16 protein-coding genes and 1 pseudogene are annotated in these 18605 nt (G+C 40.0%); 6 read left to right on the top strand and 11 right to left on the bottom strand.

The genetic code is table 11. The annotated features are described in order from the left end of the window. Window positions 1-129: 129 nt before the first annotated feature. Together H5203_RS23210 and H5203_RS21140 are read left to right on the top strand one after the other, a co-directional pair. The gene (locus H5203_RS23210; RefSeq protein ID WP_404936456.1) at window positions 130-309 is read left to right on the top strand and encodes a carotenoid oxygenase family protein; all 180 of its coding nucleotides are present in this window, start codon (window positions 130-132) and stop codon (window positions 307-309) included. A gap of 224 nt (window positions 310-533) precedes the next feature. Further along, entirely contained in the window at window positions 534-1061 is a 528-nt protein-coding gene (locus H5203_RS21140; RefSeq protein ID WP_182758052.1) for a hypothetical protein, read from the top strand. A gap of 34 nt (window positions 1062-1095) precedes the next feature. Here H5203_RS21140 and H5203_RS21135 read toward each other — a convergent pair whose 3' ends face one another. Next, window positions 1096-1623, bottom strand: coding sequence for a CIA30 family protein (locus H5203_RS21135; RefSeq protein WP_310736491.1), 528 nt, complete (start codon window positions 1621-1623; stop codon window positions 1096-1098). 202 nt (window positions 1624-1825) lie between these two features. On the opposite strand from H5203_RS21135, the pseudogene H5203_RS21130 reads away from it, so the two are divergent. Then, a pseudogene (locus H5203_RS21130) lies at window positions 1826-5076 on the top strand (PDZ domain-containing protein). Window positions 5077-5208: 132 nt separating this feature from the next. Here H5203_RS21130 and H5203_RS21125 read toward each other — a convergent pair. The 4 genes from H5203_RS21125 to H5203_RS21110 form a co-directional block, all read right to left on the bottom strand. Then, a complete protein-coding gene (locus H5203_RS21125) occupies window positions 5209-5862 on the bottom strand; it encodes an NAD-dependent epimerase/dehydratase family protein (protein WP_145240592.1) in 654 nt (217 codons plus the stop codon). A 111-nt stretch (window positions 5863-5973) separates the two neighbouring features. Continuing rightward, a complete protein-coding gene (locus H5203_RS21120) occupies window positions 5974-6645 on the bottom strand; it encodes a hypothetical protein (RefSeq protein WP_145240594.1) in 672 nt (223 codons plus the stop codon). Next, window positions 6642-7385, bottom strand: coding sequence for a hypothetical protein (locus H5203_RS21115; protein ID WP_259397362.1), 744 nt, complete (start codon window positions 7383-7385; stop codon window positions 6642-6644). The genes H5203_RS21120 and H5203_RS21115 overlap by 4 nt, the downstream gene beginning before the upstream one ends. A gap of 26 nt (window positions 7386-7411) precedes the next feature. Beyond that, complete coding sequence (locus H5203_RS21110; protein ID WP_145240596.1) at window positions 7412-7996, bottom strand: hypothetical protein; 585 nt, start codon at window positions 7994-7996, stop codon at window positions 7412-7414. Between the two features lie 227 nt (window positions 7997-8223). On the opposite strand from H5203_RS21110, the gene H5203_RS21105 reads away from it, so the two are divergent. Together H5203_RS21105 and H5203_RS21100 are read left to right on the top strand one after the other, a co-directional pair. Next, window positions 8224-8940, top strand: coding sequence for an enoyl-CoA hydratase/isomerase family protein (locus H5203_RS21105; RefSeq protein WP_145240598.1), 717 nt, complete (start codon window positions 8224-8226; stop codon window positions 8938-8940). A 67-nt stretch (window positions 8941-9007) separates the two neighbouring features. After that, window positions 9008-9994: an RDD family protein gene (locus H5203_RS21100; protein ID WP_145240600.1), complete on the top strand. Its 987-nt coding sequence runs from the start codon at window positions 9008-9010 to the stop codon at window positions 9992-9994. A gap of 85 nt (window positions 9995-10079) precedes the next feature. On the opposite strand, the gene H5203_RS21095 is transcribed toward H5203_RS21100, so the two are convergent. From H5203_RS21095 to miaB, 6 genes are all read right to left on the bottom strand, one after another. Beyond that, entirely contained in the window at window positions 10080-11306 is a 1227-nt protein-coding gene (locus H5203_RS21095; RefSeq protein WP_182820246.1) for a hypothetical protein, read from the bottom strand. A gap of 80 nt (window positions 11307-11386) precedes the next feature. After that, window positions 11387-12967, bottom strand: coding sequence for an apolipoprotein N-acyltransferase (gene lnt, locus H5203_RS21090; RefSeq protein ID WP_145240604.1), 1581 nt, complete (start codon window positions 12965-12967; stop codon window positions 11387-11389). Further along, entirely contained in the window at window positions 12948-13829 is an 882-nt protein-coding gene (corC, locus tag H5203_RS21085; RefSeq protein WP_145240606.1) for a CNNM family magnesium/cobalt transport protein CorC, read from the bottom strand. Before corC ends, lnt begins: the two co-directional genes overlap by 20 nt. A gap of 22 nt (window positions 13830-13851) precedes the next feature. Beyond that, window positions 13852-14310 (bottom strand): rRNA maturation RNase YbeY, encoded by a 459-nt coding sequence (gene ybeY / locus H5203_RS21080; protein ID WP_145240621.1) that lies wholly within the window; start codon window positions 14308-14310, stop codon window positions 13852-13854. Between the two features lie 4 nt (window positions 14311-14314). After that, window positions 14315-15376, bottom strand: a complete 1062-nt coding sequence (locus H5203_RS21075) for a PhoH family protein (protein ID WP_145240623.1) — start codon at window positions 15374-15376, stop codon at window positions 14315-14317. A gap of 50 nt (window positions 15377-15426) precedes the next feature. Further along, entirely contained in the window at window positions 15427-16872 is a 1446-nt protein-coding gene (gene miaB, locus H5203_RS21070) for a tRNA (N6-isopentenyl adenosine(37)-C2)-methylthiotransferase MiaB (protein WP_145240625.1), read from the bottom strand. A gap of 253 nt (window positions 16873-17125) precedes the next feature. Here miaB and H5203_RS21065 point away from each other — a divergent pair, with 253 nt between their 5' ends. Beyond that, on the top strand, window positions 17126-18295 hold the full coding sequence (locus H5203_RS21065) for an FAD-dependent oxidoreductase (protein WP_182820245.1): 1170 nt from the start codon (window positions 17126-17128) through the stop codon (window positions 18293-18295). The last annotated feature ends 310 nt before the right edge of the window (window positions 18296-18605 follow it).

Below are 18605 nucleotides of genomic sequence, written 5' to 3'. Positions count from 1 at the left end.
CGTTGGTCAGGAAAGTCTCGAAATTGGACAATGATCAATGAAGTAAATTTGAATCCAGAGAAAAAAGAAGAAGTGCGGGCGGCATAAAATTTAACTTGATGCGACAACTAACTTGAAAAACTCCGATTTATAGCCAAAACAAATAGTAATAGAGAAGGGCAAGGTTATATCATTAATACGTGGTTGGATTATGGATCGGCTAAAAGTGGTGTTGCTGTTTTTGATGCGGAGAAAATAGGTCAAGGGCCGTTGGCTTCAATGCAATTACCCTATCATTTACCGCTGGGTTTTCATGGAGCAATAGTATAGCAAAAGCTAATTTACAGTTTGCAAAGCAAGTGTGTTTAATTGTTGCTTGGAATCTAACGGTAAAACTCCTTTGCCAGTGAGTTTAATACCGGCGCTTAGGTGCTTAACCATTAGTAGCTTCCTAGCCTTTGGGTAATAACCAAGGGTAATATTTTTGGAGAAGAAAGCTAAAGTCTTATTATTTTGTGCCGATATTATTACCAGGATAATTTTAAGGATGAAATATGAAGATCTTACCTGTTATTACTATTCCTGAAGCTCATGGGTTTCAAAGTAAATACGAAAAACGACTTGAAGAACAAGCAGCGCAAACAGAACAGCCTGAATATATTTTGTCTGAGTTTTTAGATGCTAAAGCGCAAGAGTATAGCGAAGATGATGTGAATTTTGCTGAACAGTATAACAATTTACAAAAAGTGTATGAAGATTTCGCTCAAAAGATCATCGTGCTACAAGAACAAATTAATAAATTAAAACAAGATCCAATTCAGCGAAATCTCAAGCTTGAAAGCCACAATAGCAACTTTATACAGCTGGAAAAAAATACCGAAGCGCAAAATTTAAAAATAGATCCTGAGCATACTGGTGCGAAAAAATACCGAGATTCTCAACAGCAAGAGCAAATTGATATATTAGTTCAGCAACTTAATGAGCTAAAGTCCAACCACGCAGAAATAAAGAAACAGATGATAGAAATGGTTATCACAGAGCTTAAAAAGCGAGATAACGAAGAATATGATTTTAAAAAATAATTTTAATATTTCCAATATAGCCGCTTAATTTACGCTATTTATGCTCAAAGTTAATATGCGCTAATTCAAGTTTAAAATTACCTTGCTGCTTTTTGGCGATCATAAGGCCCAATTGTTGTACATCTTTGAACGTTAACTCTGGTTGCTGCTCTAAGGTTTTACCACGGTAAGTGAGACTAAAGTCAGTTGGTGAGAATGTAACGACTTGCCATTGATCTTTTATCGTTTCAAATGAGGTTGTATACGCTGGTCCGTCTAGGTACTGACTCGTTCTTAAGCGAAGTTGATACGTTTTACCATCTCCTTTGAACCGTAAAGATATGAGATTGGCGTTTTCTTTATTAGTGTTTATTGTTGTGCGTATTGAAGCAAAGCCTCCATTATTTTCAAGAGAAACGTTGCCTGTAAAAATTAAGCTATTGTCCTTCTCATAAGCTTGGCTGGTCGATAAACCGCCCATTACTGAGTCATTAATGATGTACCAACTTTGCGCGGCGTTAAGCAAACCTGAAGGTAACAGCAAACTAACTGCTACAGCGGATGCAATATGGGTTATTTTCACGTGTATTCCTTAAAACTTTAACGATAGACTATTTAATACGTGTGGTTGAGAGAATTGTTCAATCATTTTTAAGTTCATGGCAAATATATAAATGTTTAGTCTATTATTGTGGTGATTATTTACACTCTGTTACAGTTATTCGCCGAACAAAGCTGCAATCCATTTTTATGTTGTTATGATGATATAAAATAACAACATAAGGATGGTTAAGTTGAAATTACGTACTTTTTTAACCGCAATAGCGATTGCGGTTGCGCCTACATTCTCACCCATGGCCGCGGCTTATGATACTCAAGATACGCGATTATTGCGTTTCCCTGATATTCATAAAGAGTCGGTTACTTTTGTTTATGCCGGTGATATTTATATAGCAAATATCAAAACGGGTAAAAGCACGCGCTTAACAGATCACATTGGTTTTGAAACATTCCCTAAGTTTTCTCCAGATGGGAAAAGAATCGCTTTTTCAGCACAGTACAATGGTAGCCGCCAAATATATGTAATGAATCGCGATGGCAGTGATCTAAAGCAGCTGACTTACTATAACGATGTTGGTGTGATGCCGCCTCGTGGTGGCTATGATTATCGTGTCCTTGATTGGACGCCTGATGGTAAACATATAGTGTTTCGAGCAAACCGTACACCTTATGGTAAGCGTGTGGGACGTCCTTACATGGTCCCTGCCGATGGTGGCTTAGAGCAGCCATTGGCCATACCTGAAACGGGTGGCGGCATGTTTCGCCTGATGGTAAGCAATACGTATATACACCAATTGATCGCGAGTTTCGTACCTGGAAGCGCACGCGAGGGGGCCGCGCACAAGATGTATGGATCTATGATTTAGAGCACAACAAGTCTACGCAGTTAACTACCGATAGAGCCACTGATCAGCAGCCTACTTGGGTGCATGACAATATTTATTATGTGTCAGACAGAGCATACATCTTAAACTTATATAAGCATCAAGACGGCAAAGCACCAGTGAAAGTGACCAATCACACGGATTTTGATGTGCTTTGGCCATCGGCAGGCCCAGATGCCATAGTGTATGAGAATGGTGGTTATTTATACCGTTTTGACGATGCAACGCAGCGTGAAGAAAAGCTGACTATTAACGTACAGGGAAATCGTGAATATACCATGCCTTATAGCAAAAATGTGGCTGGCTTTATTGATTCGATGGATGTATCCCATGATGGTAAGCGCGTGGTTTTTAGTGCCCGCGGAGAGCTGTTCTCAGTACCCGTTAAAAATGGCCCAACACGCAATTTAAGCCATACGCCTAAAGGGCGTGAAATTGCAGCTTCGTGGTCACCAAATGGCCGTTATATTGCCTATATGAGTGATGAAAGTGGTGAGTACGAAATTTATATCCAAGACCGAGCTAATAACAACAAGGTTAAACAACTGACAACTAATGGCACTATTTGGCGTTTTGACCCTGTTTGGTCTCCGGACAATAAAAAGCTATTGTTTGCAGATCTAAATCACACCTTATGGTGGCTTGATATAAAAACCGGCAAGCAGCATAAAATTGATACCGCCAAGTATGAAGAAGACGGCTTAACTACGTATATTTGGTCACCTAGTAGTGAAGATGTTGTATTTGTTAAAAATAACGAAAATCGTTATGCCTCATTATGGCATTATAATTTAAAAGATAAACAAGTTACACGTCTGACCGACGATATGAGCAGTGAACGAAATCCGGCGTTTTCTCCTGATGGTCAGCAATTGTATTTTACTTCAGAGCGCGACTTTAACTTAACTTTTAGTAGTTATGAATTTGACTACATGTTTAATAATGCCACGCGAATTTATGCTGTTGCTGTCAATAGCAAAATCAAACCGCTGAATACGCCACTGACTGATGAAATAAGTATTGTTGACTCGAAAGCGGATAAAGACGATGACAAGTCAGCTAAACCGTTAAGCACTTATATTGAAAGTGATGGTTTTATGGATCGCGTTGTCGCTCTAAATGCTCTGGCCGGAAATTACAGTGCTTTAACTGCTGTAAAAGATGGCGTATTAACACTCTCTGCGGGTGAGCTAAAATTAATACCTATTGCCGTCGATGGCGAAATTGCCACCGTAGCGAAGGGGGTTAATAGCTATAAAATATCAGCGAATGCGCAGCATATCATTGCTCGCTCAGGTGATAATTACAGTGTAATTAAGCCAGCCGCTGAGCAAGATTTAAAAGCCACCCAGTTAGACTTGCAAAATATGATACTAAAAATTGACCCGCAAATAGAGTGGGCGCAAATGTATCGTGAAGGCTGGCGGACATTACGTGATTGGTTCTACGATGAAAATCACCACGGCCAAGATTGGGATGCTATTTTAAAACGCTACCAACCAATGGCTGATGCAATCGCACATCGCGCCGACCTTGACTATGTGCTAAGCGAAATTGCCGGCGAGATTAACTCCGGGCATATTTATGTCAACTCTGGCGATATGCCAACTGCAACACGTTTACAGCATGGTTTATTAGGCGTAGAAATTAGCGCGCATAAATCCGGTTTTGTAAAAATCGAAAATATCTTTAAAGGCGAAAACTGGCACGAGAACTTCCGCTCACCACTCAACGAGCCGGGCGTTAACGCAAGCGTTGGTGACTATATTGTTGAGGTAAATGGTCGTTCAGTAAAAGATGTGGTTAACTTTTATGAATTACTTGAAAACACCCAAGGTAAATCGGTTGAGTTATTGCTTAGTAAATCCCCGAGCCTGAAAAAAAGTTGGAAGGTAACAGTTAAACCAATCGCAACTGAAACCGGCTTACGTTATTTACAATGGACGCATAGCCGTGCTGAATATGTAAATAAACTATCCGACGGTCGTATTGGTTATGTACATTTGCCAAACACACATTACGAAGGTAATCGTTCGTTATTTAAAAACTTTTTACCGCAAACTAGCAAAGAAGCAATGATCATAGATGATCGCTACAATGGCGGTGGTTTTATCCCAGAGCATATGATCACTTGGCTGGCACGTAAACCGCTTAACTACTGGAAGCGTCGTGGCGTTGAGCCAACTAAAACACCACAGTTTGCCCATGATGGACCAAAAGCCATGCTGATCAACGGCTACTCCAGTTCAGGTGGTGACGCACTACCGTATTACTTCCGCCAAGCAGGTTTAGGTAAACTAATTGGCACTCGCACTTGGGGTGGGTTAATAGGTATCTCTGGTAACCCAGGGCTTGTGGATGGTGGTTCAGTTATTGCTGCCACCTTTAGAATACTCGACAATGACGGTAACTGGATCATCGAAAATGAAGGCGTAAGCCCAGATATCGAAGTGATTGACCGTCCAGAGCTTATTCAAGCTGGGCAAGATCCGTCGATTGAGCGTGCCGCAAAAGAGCTGTTAAAAGAGCTTAAGGCAAACCCGAAAAAACCCTTGATTGTGCCGCCAGCTCCAACAGAGTTTGGTAAGTAGTAAGGTTAATAGGTATTAAAAACTGAGCCAGCATTTGCTGGCTTTTTTATAGCTTTTTGCGCTGAAGTTCGTATTTAAATTTGTCGGTCGCCATTTATGGTGAAAAGGAACGTATAAGATATGTACTGAATTTTAACTGTTAAATAGTTCATCTAATCTAAAATATTCAACACCATCACCTGATTGTTTACTGATATTACACATTTTTATGGCAACTTGTTTGCCCGTGATAGGGCGATACTTTCTTAAACCAGGCAGCATACATAAAATTGGTAACAATACACTGCCAAGCTTTTCACCAATACGAAATTCGTTATTACGCTCGCCAAGTAATAACGATGGCTGAATAATACTAATGCGTTTAAATGGCAGTTCTTTGACAGTATTTTCAAGTTCACCTTTCATTTGTAAATATGCGTTACCACTATTGGCATTTGCACCACTGGAGGATACTAGCAAGTAATGGTGTACTTCGTGTTTTGCAGCAAGTTCAGCGACTTTTAACTGATAATAAAAATCAACCTTACGCTGAGCGGCTATAGAGCCAGCTGCTTTTTTTGTCGTGCCTAAACATGAAAATAATATATCCGCTTTAAAAAGCGCAGCGTGTTGAGCTAAATGGTTAAAGTCCACTACATGATTAACGACTTTGTCACTGTTATAACTAATAGGGCGACGCGTTAGGGTGATAACTTTACTGATATGAGTTGCCACAATTAATTCTTCAACTAAGTGACTGCCCACTAAGCCAGTTGCACCGACAACAATAGCGACTTTATTAAGCATAAGTATCCTCAAGTATTAATTTTATTTGTGAGAACTGGGGGTGATTATAATATCACTTATCAAAAGTCTAATAGTGGCTAAAGTTATAGCTTACTATTAGACTGATAACTATTAGATTTCTTTTTTTAACAAGACGATAGGGGATAAAATATGTTTTATCACTTGTTCATATTTACTGTCATCGGTTAAATCTGGGGCATGAAGATCTAGACCAATTTCAAAGTCATAATTTTTGCCATCAGGAATGTAGTACTGTACGGCAAGGCTTATTACCGGCCTAAATTCGACTGACTTTTGAGGTATTGTTACGATATGTTGCTCAACACCATTCCAATTAGCAGTGCCATCAATAACTTTTATTGAGGTTTCTTGCGGCTGAATAACTAACAGAGTATTAATATTTGGATATGCGCTTTTAACGTTATTAAACGTGTATTGCATTGCTGTTTGTATTAGTTCTAAGTTAAGTTTACCTGTTTTTGTGTTGAAAGCACCGCCTTGTTTCATAATAAAACTATCAAAAAATCTTTGTGCCTGCGGATTTAGGTTAGTTAAATTATATTTTTTTGAGAAGTTGACCACGTTATTGTCAAATGCTTCTCGGTATAATACTTTGCTACCGGTATTGGAGGTTGGCAACCATATATAGGCAAGATCGCTATGGGTAGGTGCGTTGACTAATGTGATTGCACTAATCCTCACTTCAGGATCGCTATTATATTGAATCAGTTTACACCCGACTAAATTTAGTAAAGTCATGATGATTAAAAAAAGCTTCATCATTTTTTTGTTTTCCAAGTGTCAATTGTCTTTAGTGCAAATTGTAACGCGTTGTCTAATTTTGTAGGATCTTTAAATAATTTATCAGCATCTTTAACAATAATTTCTTCATCGCTGTTAAATTGTGCAACTAATTCAATACCCCCAGAACCTGTTGTTAACAGTGTATCGTGTTCATCTCTAATACGGATATATAGTCGGCTCCCAGGAACATAACCTTCTTCGTTCTGAAATAACGATACAAATATATCTCCACCATCAGCGCCGCCTTCAAGGTAAGACTCTTCCTGACCATACCATTTTGCCACATGTCCTAATAGAATACTGTTAGTAAATTCTGCTCTAACAGTATCTACGCCCGCAAATACAAACGCACTTATACCTAATTTAGCTTTTGTTTTAGCAAGCGCTTTTTTCCAGATTTCATTACGTAGGTTTTCATTTTCCTGACCTGTAAGAGGGTCGTACAAATTATCAGCATTGTCTAATAACTGATAATAAAGATCATAAACCTCGCTGGCATCGACTACTTGAAATCCGCGATCTTCAAGTGCTTTTTTTATAGGTGTTTTATAATGATCTGCCAACTGTTGTTCAAAATAACTGAGCTCTTCTTCAACATAAAAACCACCAAGCCCAAGTATCTGATGGTTTGATTTTAGTTGTGCAGTATTCATGTAATTGGGTGAAGAGTTACACCCACTTAATGTTATAAGGATAAAAATAGTATAAATATATCTCATAATAATTCCTGAAAATGAGTGTTAAGTTAAAGTAATTTGATTCCGATTTTAGCGAACGAGGTGAGGGTCAGGTATCTATATTCGCTACCTCCAACTTGCGAACGCCAGTTGATCGTAGTTTTTTTATTATTCAAACCGCTATCAGTATAAAAAATTAGGTATTTTGCCTCGCTTGGCAGAGTAAACTGTGTTTTGTAGTAAAGCTTACCGTCCAAACCTAAGATTGTTGGTAAACCATTTTGCCATGCTTCATAGGGTTTGAGGTGTTGAATAATCTGTTTTGACTTATCCAAAAGCAATAACTGAGGATAGACAAGCGTTGCATTTTGAATAAATACGCCATTAGCGTAGCTAAAAACTTGGGCAAAACGACTATCGCTAGGTTTTTCAATTGCAATAAATGGACTTTTCGCATCGCCAAAAAGTCTTACAGGCTGCTTTTTCAAATCAAAATGAATAAACTGCTTTGTTTGTTGCGCTACGAATGTAATATCGTTTAAGTTAATACAACATACCGTGTGATTCTTTAATATTGCGAGATCATTTTTAGCCGAATTCGCGCAGCCTGATAACAAAAGAAGTAAGAGCAATACAATTGTTAACTTTTTCATAAGTATTTTAATTATTATTAGTATATAGATAGTATCTAATATGCAATAAGACTGAAATATATAAATTGCTAATATGTGACACAATGTAAATGAAATGAAAGGTGATGAATTTAAACTGGTTTATTACAGGCTCAATGGTTTGTAATTAAACAGATAAACTAAACATCGGTCTGCGTTTAAACGAGCAATAATCTTTTTAAAAAACTATAAAATTGAAGAGGGACTTTATGAGTATCATCTCCTTAACCACTCAACATAACGTTGCGGTGTTAACCTTAACAAACGGCGAAAACCGCCAAAATCCACATTTTGCACATCAACTAAAACAAGCGTTAGCAGAGGTTGTTGAAAACCAAAACCACAAAGCGCTAGTCATCACCTCAAATGATGATAAGTGTTGGAGTTTAGGCATTGATACTGATTGGTTGTTACCTGCTATGCAAGCAAAAAAGGCCGATGAAATACGTGGTTTTATGTACGACATGGACGATGTATTTAAAACCTTACTGCTTTTTCCTATGCCAGTGATCGCTGCCATTAATGGTCATGCTTTTGGTAACGGTGCAATTTTAGCGTGCGCGTGTGACTTTAGATTTATGCGCGGCGATCGCGGCTTTTTTTGCTTCCCTGAAGTGGATTTATCAATCCCATTTTTACCTGGCATGATCGCCTTTGTGAAAAAAGCGATCCCTTACTATCGCTTTAACGAAATGAAACTGACAGGGCGTCGCGTTTCTGGATCAGAGCTTGCAATTGATCACGTTATAGAAAAAGCCTCAACAGACCAAGATAGCCTATTAGCGGACGCAATGGCGTTTGCCGCTGCATTTGATAAAAAGCGCGCCATTTTTGCTGAGCACAAAAAACGTTTACACAAAGAAATAATTCGTGTGATAGATGAAGAAAATAAACCATTTATAGATAATCTAGCCTTGATGGTTTGAGCTATAAGCTGCTCTCAATAACAATCTAAATAAAGATGCTTATTTAATTTTAAGGATAAAGGCGTAAATGAAAGCGAAACAAATAGAACAATTAGCATTAACAGCTGCTGAAACTAAGGAAGTTATTACGCCCTATGCATTTAAAATAGATCAAGCGCTATTGGGACTACCACTTGCTTCACCGACTCGCCGCGCGCTCGCGATGGTAATCGATGTAGCGCTAATTTTTCTCGCGGCTAAGATCAGTGCTGCTGTAATCGCATTTGTAGCTGCAATGGCTTTTTATAAAGGCACAGCGCAAAAATACTTACCAACAATGTCGACTGTTTGGCGAAGAGTATTAAAAATAACTGCTGCCAGTATATTATTTATAAGTTCACTCTCAGTGCTTGCAATCGCAATCGATTTTTTTGAGGATGATACTGCGATTCAAGGGATAAGAATTAAACGCGAAACACCATTAAATGCAGAGGAAAAACAACAGATAAATACTTATTTAACGCAAACAGCACCAAGTCAAAATTGCAATCAGACTTGTCAAAGCAATGCACTTGCCAATTTAGTTGCTCAAGTGCCACAACTGGCTGAAATAGATGAGTTTGATAATGCTCAGGTTGCCCGGTTGTTATTGAAAGTAATGGTTGAAGCTGATGAGCAGACGGCTGAACCTGAAGACGCACCGGTTAAAGCTGCACCTGTGAATAGTATTTTACAGTGGGGCAAAGGAATCATTCAAGATTTAGGTCTTGGCTTTGGTTGGGCCGCGGTGTACTTCACATTATTTTCGCTTTTGTGGCGTGGCCAAACACCGGGTAAAAAACTATGCAATATCCGAGTTGTCGCACTTAGTGGCGAAGATTTAAGTTTATGGGATGCGTTTGGCCGATACGGCGGCTACGGCGCAGGGTTTGCAACTGGTTTACTAGGTTTTTTACAAGTTTATTGGGATCCGAACCGCCAAGCCATTCAAGATAAAATATCAGCAACTGTGGTTATTAAAGGCAGTATAAATCAGCTAATAACTGAAGAGACAGTTAAAGCGATTGTTAAATAGATAGTTAGACTCTAAGCAAGTTTTATAGAAAGGATTAATATACAGAAAATGCCCTATTTATGAAAAATAGGGCATTTAGTGAGGTTCACAGTCCTAAAAACTCTAAATAAGGCATAATAACATCGATATTTGATTTTATGAGTGCGCTAATACCGGCAAAAAACAGCGCGAATAGTGTACACGCTGAAACATAGCTAACATGTTTATAAATCAGACGATAAAACTTGTCCAAGAAGTTCCACATCAAAAATAATGCGGCTATCCAAAACATGGTATCAAGTTTATATAACAGCGCAATTGTGACTACCGCTATTTCACTAATTAAACCGATAAGCTCAGCGCTAAAACGTAGCCAAGGTTTTTCTTTCAATAAGAAAAAGCTAAGTTGGGAGATCCCTGAAAAATAAGCAAGTGGCAGTAAGGTGAGCATACCAAGTTCAAAAGATTGCAGAGGCTGTCTTAATTCGAGTAAAGGTGCGAACCAATCGGTATAAAATACTAACCAAGCTAATAGAGTTAACGTAAAACTAAGCGCCGTTAAATAAACAGATTGTGCAACGCGTTCATCTTGGCTGCCGGCGGTTACTCTGCCTGGAGCAACTAATATCATAAAACCAAAAGTTGATAACAAAGCTAATACACTGCAAAACCCAAATATGCTGTTATCAAATATTAAGGTTAGCGCAGCAAATGTAGTTGCTAAGGGCCATCCTACCCATTTAGCTTCTTCTTTATCGTCACTAATACGACTTAGCACTGAATAGCTAATAACGCTGCCTAAAGAGAATCCTGCAACCAGTAACCAATATTCGTAATGTAAAAAAATGAGTGAAAAAATAGACGCGCCGTAAATCAAAAGTTCGTTGAGTAATGGTGGGAAATACGACATGATTTTGCCAATTAAGGCCAATAATAACAAAGCTGAAATAGCATATAGCGCGGTGGTGAAACTATCAATACGCTGCTCGGTGTCAGATATTAGTGAAGGTTTTTTGCTAATTTGATGGGCATTACCAATCGGTATGTCGGAGGTGTATGTTCCACTGTCTAAGTCAAAATGAAAGTTCGTTTGCGCTTGTTGATGTAAAAAAGTAGATTTTTCAGTATACACATTCTCTGAAACAGCATTTTCAGCTTTTAACTCTAGTAATAACTGATATTGAGCTTGTAACTCATCCTTGGAACTGACTTCATATTGAGCGGCTAAACCCAAGGAGGGGATAGTAACCATCAATACGAACAGAATAAAATGCCTGACTCTGACCATGTGCTGTGTAATTGATTGTTTGCACAGGGTGTTAATCCATAACATACGACTTCCTTGTTATTATATTTACGACAATTGATGTAGATGAAATATATCAATTATGTGATTACTTTTAGTGAATATATTTAACGGTGATTATCTTTATATTTAAATTTTACGATTAATGCTGCGATTGTAATGCTAAAAATAAATAACCACACAGGCAAGTTACCGTATTGACTATAGATGCTGTCGCCTTGGATTAGCTTGATATTAACTTTAAGGGTGTCGGCTTTAAATTGTGGCATGCGGACTTGAATTTGACTGATTGGGTCGTATACGCCGCTGATGCCATTGTTGGTCACACGAATAAGCGGGCGTTGTAATTCAAGGGCACGCATACGGGCTATTTGCATGTGCTGGTGGGGACCGTGGGAGGCACCAAACCAGGCATCATTACTTACAGTAAATAAAATATCCGAATCATTGTGGTAATTACCACGCACTAAATCAGCAAAAGCGATTTCGTAGCAAATGGCCGGTAATATATTTAAGCCATTAGCACGTAAGTTATTTTGAACTTGGTCGCCGCGAGTGAACGATGACATGGGTAGGTCAAATAATGGCGCGATTGGGCGCAATATATCTTCGAATGGCACAAACTCACCAATGGGTAGTAATTGATGTTTTTGATAACGATTTTTACCTAAGTATTGATAATGACCGTGCTCGTCGCTGTGCTCTTTATTGCCAAGTACAATAAGGGTGTTAAAAATAGTTTTGGTGTCGAGTTGGTAATCAACAATACCGGTGATAAGTGCGGTGTTGTTAAATGACGCTGCGCTATCGAGGCCGGCCAAAAAGCTGTCGGCAAGGGCTTCAATTTCAGGAATAGCTGCCTCGGGCCAGACGATCAAGTCTGCATCCCAGTGGGGGCGAGTCATGTCTTGATATTTACTCATAGTGGTCCAAAACTCACTAGGCTCAAAACGCAGGCTTTGTTTGATATTACCTTGCACTAATAAAGCACTAATGGTTGTTTCGCTGTATTGATTGCTGCGGCTAACAACACCCATACCGCTGATAACAGCGATGATAGCTGCGGTTGCTATCGTTAGTTTAAAGTCTTTTGCAATAATAAGCCTATAGAGTGCAAATGCGATGGCTATGCACACTAACGTTAAGCCAAATTCACCGATCAGCGGCGCTAAAAAGTTAAGTGGGCTATCGGTTTGAGTATAACCAAAGCTTAGCCAAGGGAAGCCGGTGAGTACCACACCGCGTAAGTATTCGGTGACAGCAAAGCCTGAGAGTAATAATAAACCGTAGCTACTAGGGCCGCTGGCAAAGCGTGTGGCAAACATAAAGGCTAAAGCCGGGTAGATAGCTAAATAAGCACATAACAGCACCATCAGTAACACTGAGGCTACCAGTGGCATACCGCCGAAGGTGGCAATGGAGACATGCACCCAACTGATACCTGCGCCAAACCAACCGAGGCCAAATATAAAACCATATTTGGCGGCGCGTTTACTGGCTAGTTTGCCATATTGCTGCCCAGAATTATGTGTGTGGGTACTGTATATCGCTAATGCTAAACAGGCGAACGTGAGGGGCCAAATCTCAAAAGGGGCATAACACAAGGTTAAAAAGAGGCCCGCAACCAGTGCGAGCCATGCTTTTTTATCTTTTGCTAAATGCAGGCAGTTAGTCAGAAGTGTCTTCACTGTCGTTATCATTAGCCTTTGGCACTGTAACCTGTAATTGCAATAATCGACGATTATCGGCATTGGTTACTTTAAATTGTAAGCCATCTATATCAATTATTTCACCACGGCCAGGCATATGCCCAAAGGCGTGTAAAACAGTACCACCGATGGTATCAGCGTCTTGCGTGCTGTAGCCAGTTTTAAAATATTCGTTAAAATCATCAACAGGAGTAAGTGCTTGAACAACAAACACATGCTTTGCAAGTTGACGAATATCTAGTTGCTCTTCTTCGTCGTGTTCATCTTCAATTTCACCGACGATGAGCTCAAGAATATCTTCTATGGTTACTAAACCAGATACACCGCCGTATTCATCAATGACTAACGCCATATGGTAACGCTGTTGGCGAAACTCATTAAGTAGCGTATCAACACGCTTACTTTCAGGCACAACAACGGCTGGGCGTAAATAATCACGTAATGATGGCAGTAGATCATCTTTATTGAGGATCAGTGGTAATAGATCTTTTGCTAGTAAAATGCCTTCAATGTGGTCTTTATCTTCACACACCACTGGAAAACGTGAATGCGTTGAATCGACCATCATTGGAATGAGTTCTTCTAGTGGCGCTTCCACTTCGAGCGTGATCATTTGTGAGCGCGGGATCATAATATCTCGCACTTTTAACTCTGACACACCGAGCACACCTTCGATCATCTCTTTGGTTTCAGGATCAATGACATCCCGAACTTGCGCATCGGCAATTACTTCAGCCAGCTCTTCTCTATTCTGGGGTTCCCCTTGCAACATTTGGGTAATTCTACCCAACCAGGTCTTGCCAGAAGAACCCTGGCTAGTCTGCGAGTTATCGTCGCTCATTGCGTCTACTTGCTCCGTAAATTTAAATATCGTCCCGATATGGGTCTGCTATGCCTAATTCGGCAAGCAATTGCTTTTCAATGCTTTCCATTTCTGTCGCATCTTCATCCTTTATATGGTCAAATCCAAGTAAATGCAAGCATCCGTGGATCACCATATGGGCAAAATGGTCATGAAATGACTTTTCTTGCTCTATTGATTCAGCTAACACTATGGCTGGGCAAATAACTAAATCACCCACCAAAGGTAGCTCTATACCTGCTGGCGCTTCAAATTCAAACGACAACACATTGGTTGGTTTATCTTTACCACGGTAGTCATTATTGAGTTGTTGGCTTTGCTCTTCATCTGCAATAACAATACTCAGCTCTGATTCATCACGGTATTGACTAAGCACTTTATTAGCCCACAGCGCAAACTGCTCAAGACTAGGCAAGTTATCAAACTCGCAGGCTATTTGTAAATCAAGTTCAGTGTTCACGGCATCACTCTTTAGTCGAAGGTTGCGCTTGCTCTTGGTTTGCGAGCAAGTCTTTAGCACGTTGTTTTTCGGCGCGTTTGAGTCGTTCTGCTTCATCGTTACGTTCGTAGGCTTCAACAATGCGTGCCACGACAGGGTGGCGTACCACGTCCTGTGATTGGAAGAAGTTAAAGCTTATTTCGTCTACATCGCTAAGTACTTCAATGGCGTGACGAAGCCCTGAGCGCGCACCACGGGGTAAATCTACTTGGGTAATGTCGCCAGTGATCACTGCTTTTGAATTAAAACCAATTCGGGTTAAGAACATTTTCATTTGTTCAACCGTGGTATTTTGGCTTTCATCTAAAATAATAAAGGCATCGTTAAGTGTGCGACCACGCATAAAGGCAAGTGGAGCGACTTCAATGACATTTTGTTCCATCAGCTTTTCGACTTTTTCAAAGCCGAGCATTTCAAATAAGGCATCGTACAATGGGCGCAGGTATGGGTCGATTTTCTGACTTAAATCACCTGGTAAAAACCCCAGTTTTTCACCGGCTTCAACAGCAGGGCGGGTCAATAAAATACGCCGTATTTCTTGACGCTCTAAAGCATCAACTGCTGCGGCGACAGCTAGGTAGGTTTTACCTGTGCCAGCAGGCCCTATACCAAAGGTGATATCGTGACGAAATATATTCGATACATAATGACCTTGATTGTCGTTACGTGGTTTTATTACGCCACGACGAGTTTTGATCATCACCTCTTTGCCATATTCGTTTAGCTCATCTTGCTCTAATGCATTTGACTCACTAATGGCTAAATGTACGGTATTTGCTTCAATTTCAGTAATAACACCGCGTACTGGCTGAGTTTCGACATATAAGTCTTTGAGGATTTCCATCGCTGCAAACGCGCTGGTGGTTTTACCGGTGATTTTAAAATAGTTATCGCGATGAGTAATTTCAACACCTAAGCGGCGTTCAATGTGTTTGATGTTTTCGTCAAACGGGCCACATAAAGATGAAAGACGTTTGTTGTCGGAGGGTTCTAAATAAATCTCTAATTTTTTTAATTGATTACTCAAAATTGCTTCCTGTTTTGATGTGCCAGCGAGGCTGGCACAGTAAGTTTCGCCTAAGGAACGAAAGTTGCAACACCTAATTCATCAGGGGTGGCTTGCGGCTCTGGTTGTGCTGCTTTACTTAAAATATCAGCAGGAGCAACCGCACGGCGTAAGTTCATTTGGGATTCTGTACGAATTAAGTCACCGCGTAAAGAGTTTGGCAGTGCCTCAGTTATACGTACATCAACAAACTGACCGATCACTGTGTGTGGGCCAATAAAGTTTACTACGCGGTTGTTTTCAGTACGGCCACGTAGCTCCATCGGATTTTTCTTGGATGGACCTTCAACTAGGATGCGTTGTTCAGTATCAAACATTTGACGACTGATCTGTTGCGCCATTTGAGTAATACGGTTTTGTAGTAGGTATAAACGCTCTTTCTTTTCTTGCTCGCTGACATCATCAGGCAAATCAGCCGCTGGCGTACCCGGGCGTGCGCTGTAGATAAAGCTAAAGCTCATATCAAAACCAATATCATTGATAAGGTTCATCGTCGCTTCAAAGTCAGCGGCGCTTTCACCTGGGAAACCAATAATAAAATCTGACGACATACTTAAATTAGGGCGAATTTTACGTAATTTACGAATCGTTGATTTGTACTCAATAGCAGTGTGACCACGTTTCATTAAATTAAGAATACGATCCGAACCGCTTTGTACAGGTAAATGTAAGTGATCGACTAATTCAGGTACGTCGGCATAAGCGTCAATGATGTCTGGTGTAAACTCTACCGGGTGCGACGTGGTGTAGCGAATACGGTCAATCCCGTCGATAGCTGCAACATAACGAATTAAATCTGAGAAGTAACAAATTTCACCATCGTGAGTTTCGCCGCGATAAGCATTTACGTTTTGACCTAGTAGGTTTACTTCACGAACATTTTGCTCTGCAAGTTGAGCAATTTCTAATAATACATCATCAAGCGGGCGGCTGACTTCTTCACCGCGCGTGTAAGGTACTACGCAGAAGGTACAGTATTTAGAGCACCCTTCCATAATAGATACAAATGCAGAAGGACCGTCTGCTTTTGGCTCTGGTAAACGGTCAAACTTTTCAATCTCTGGGAATGAAATATCAACCACAGAGCTGCCTTTGTTACCTTGCACTTGTTTGATCATTTCAGGTAAACGGTGCAATGTTTGAGGGCCAAAAATAACGTCAACAAATGGTGCGCGTTGGCGAATTGAATCGCCCTCTTGTGACGCAACACAGCCACCAACACCGATGATCAGATCGGGTTTGTCATCTTTGAGTAATTTCCAACGGCCTAGTTGATGGAATACTTTTTCCTGCGCTTTTTCGCGAATTGAACAGGTATTGAGTAGGATAACATCTGCATCCCCAGCTTCATCAGTTAACTGGTAGCCGTTGGTTGCATCGAGAAGATCAGCCATTTTCTGAGAGTCGTATTCATTCATCTGACAACCCCAGGTTTTAATATGCAGCTTTTTACTCATTGAAATATAGCCTCGTTTTCAATTCGGTAGTGGCACGGTTGTGCGCTAAACAGGATAAGCGGCACTTTCGCTTACTTAAAGGACGCGTATTTTAGCTGGATACCCGTCTAGATCCAAGTATAGTTTTTATGTTTGTGAATTGAAGTCAAACAAAGTGCGTTTTATGGTTGATTAAGATGAAACTCACTCGCACTTGTAAACAGAAGTACGATACAATCAAGCGCACTGAAAATAACCAAATTAGTGACTAAAAATGATGAAAAACAAGGTTATTGTTGTTGGCGGCGGCATGGTTGGTGCAGCCACAGCAGTTAAACTCGCTAAACAAGGATGCCAAGTAACAGTGATTGAGCAGCAGATAATTGATGCTGATGCTGTATTGGCAAGTGAAAAAGTTGATATTCGTGTATCTGCTATCAATCGTTTTTCAGAAAACTTATTAGATGACTTAGGCGCTATGCCTATTTTACGAGTGCATCGACATGCCCCATATCAACAGCTCGAAGCGTTTGAACGAACGGGCGATAACCTTTTGTTTGATTGTCACGATATTAATACCACTCATTTAGGCCACTTAATTGAAAATAATTTAATTCAAGCGAGTATCTGGCAACAGTTTGCACAGCACAATATCGAAGTGATTGAAACACCTCAATCATTGTCCGCAATTGAGCAAAGCGAACAGCAAGTGACATTGCATTATGGTGAGCAGCAATATACAGCTGATTTAGTTGTTGCTGCAGATGGTGGGCAATCGTTATTACGTCGACAGGCAGGTATTGGTGTTACGGGTTGGCAATATGGTCAGCATTGTATGGGAGTATTAATAAAACTAGACGCTGCGCAACAAGTTAAAACATGGCAGCAGTTTAAGCCCACAGGTCCGGTAGCTTTTTTACCTATGCAGGCGCCATACGCCAATTTAATTTGTTACCACGATGCAAAGCAGTTAAAGCAATGGCAGCAACTCTCAGCAAGCGAATTAAAACAGCAACTGCTTGCACATTTCCCGCCCTTAGCTGGGGATTTTGATATCATAGAGCATGCTGTTTTTCCGTTAGCCCGCCAACATGCCAACAGCTATTCAGATGGCCGTATCGTGCTGGTTGGTGATGCAGCGCATACGATTAATCCGCTCGCTGGGCAAGGGGTTAACTTAGGTTTTCAAGATGTCGTAGCGCTTGCTGATATATTAAAAAATGCAGACGATATAGGTGCTGCACAATATCTTAAACAATATGAGCAAACTAGACGCAAAGCAAATTTGTTAATGATGAGTATGATGGACGCTTGTTATTTTGGTTTTTCTAATCAACTAACTCCATTGCAGTGGGCACGCAGTCAGTTTTTGAAAATGGCAAATAAAACCGGACCGGTAAAGCATTGGGTATTAAAATATGCGATTAGCGGTGAAATCAGTTAAGAATTCTCATTTTATTAAAAATATTATTATCATAGCGAATTATACCAATCGTGTTAAGTTACTGACCATTTATAGCGACAGATAAATGGAGTGATAACAAGGCGTAAATTTTGACATGTAGTTGTTCTACTTGAAAAAATTAGAACGCAGTTAGCGCTTTATTTAGCTCGCTAGAATGGTTAAATATTTAAGTCGATTGGTATCAAATAGCTAACTAATTTAATGTAATTGGTATTAATAGAATGGCTAGGGTGGGCGAAAGCTCACTCATATAATTTTTTGATAAAAGATAAAAGATAAAAGATAAAAG

Source organism: Pseudoalteromonas sp. SG41-1 (genome assembly GCF_014164575.1).
GTDB classification, from domain to species: Bacteria; Pseudomonadota; Gammaproteobacteria; order Enterobacterales; family Alteromonadaceae; genus Pseudoalteromonas; species Pseudoalteromonas rhizosphaerae.
The sequence above is the reverse complement of the archived record's forward strand: the minus strand, read 5'-3'. Positions and strand labels throughout refer to the sequence as shown.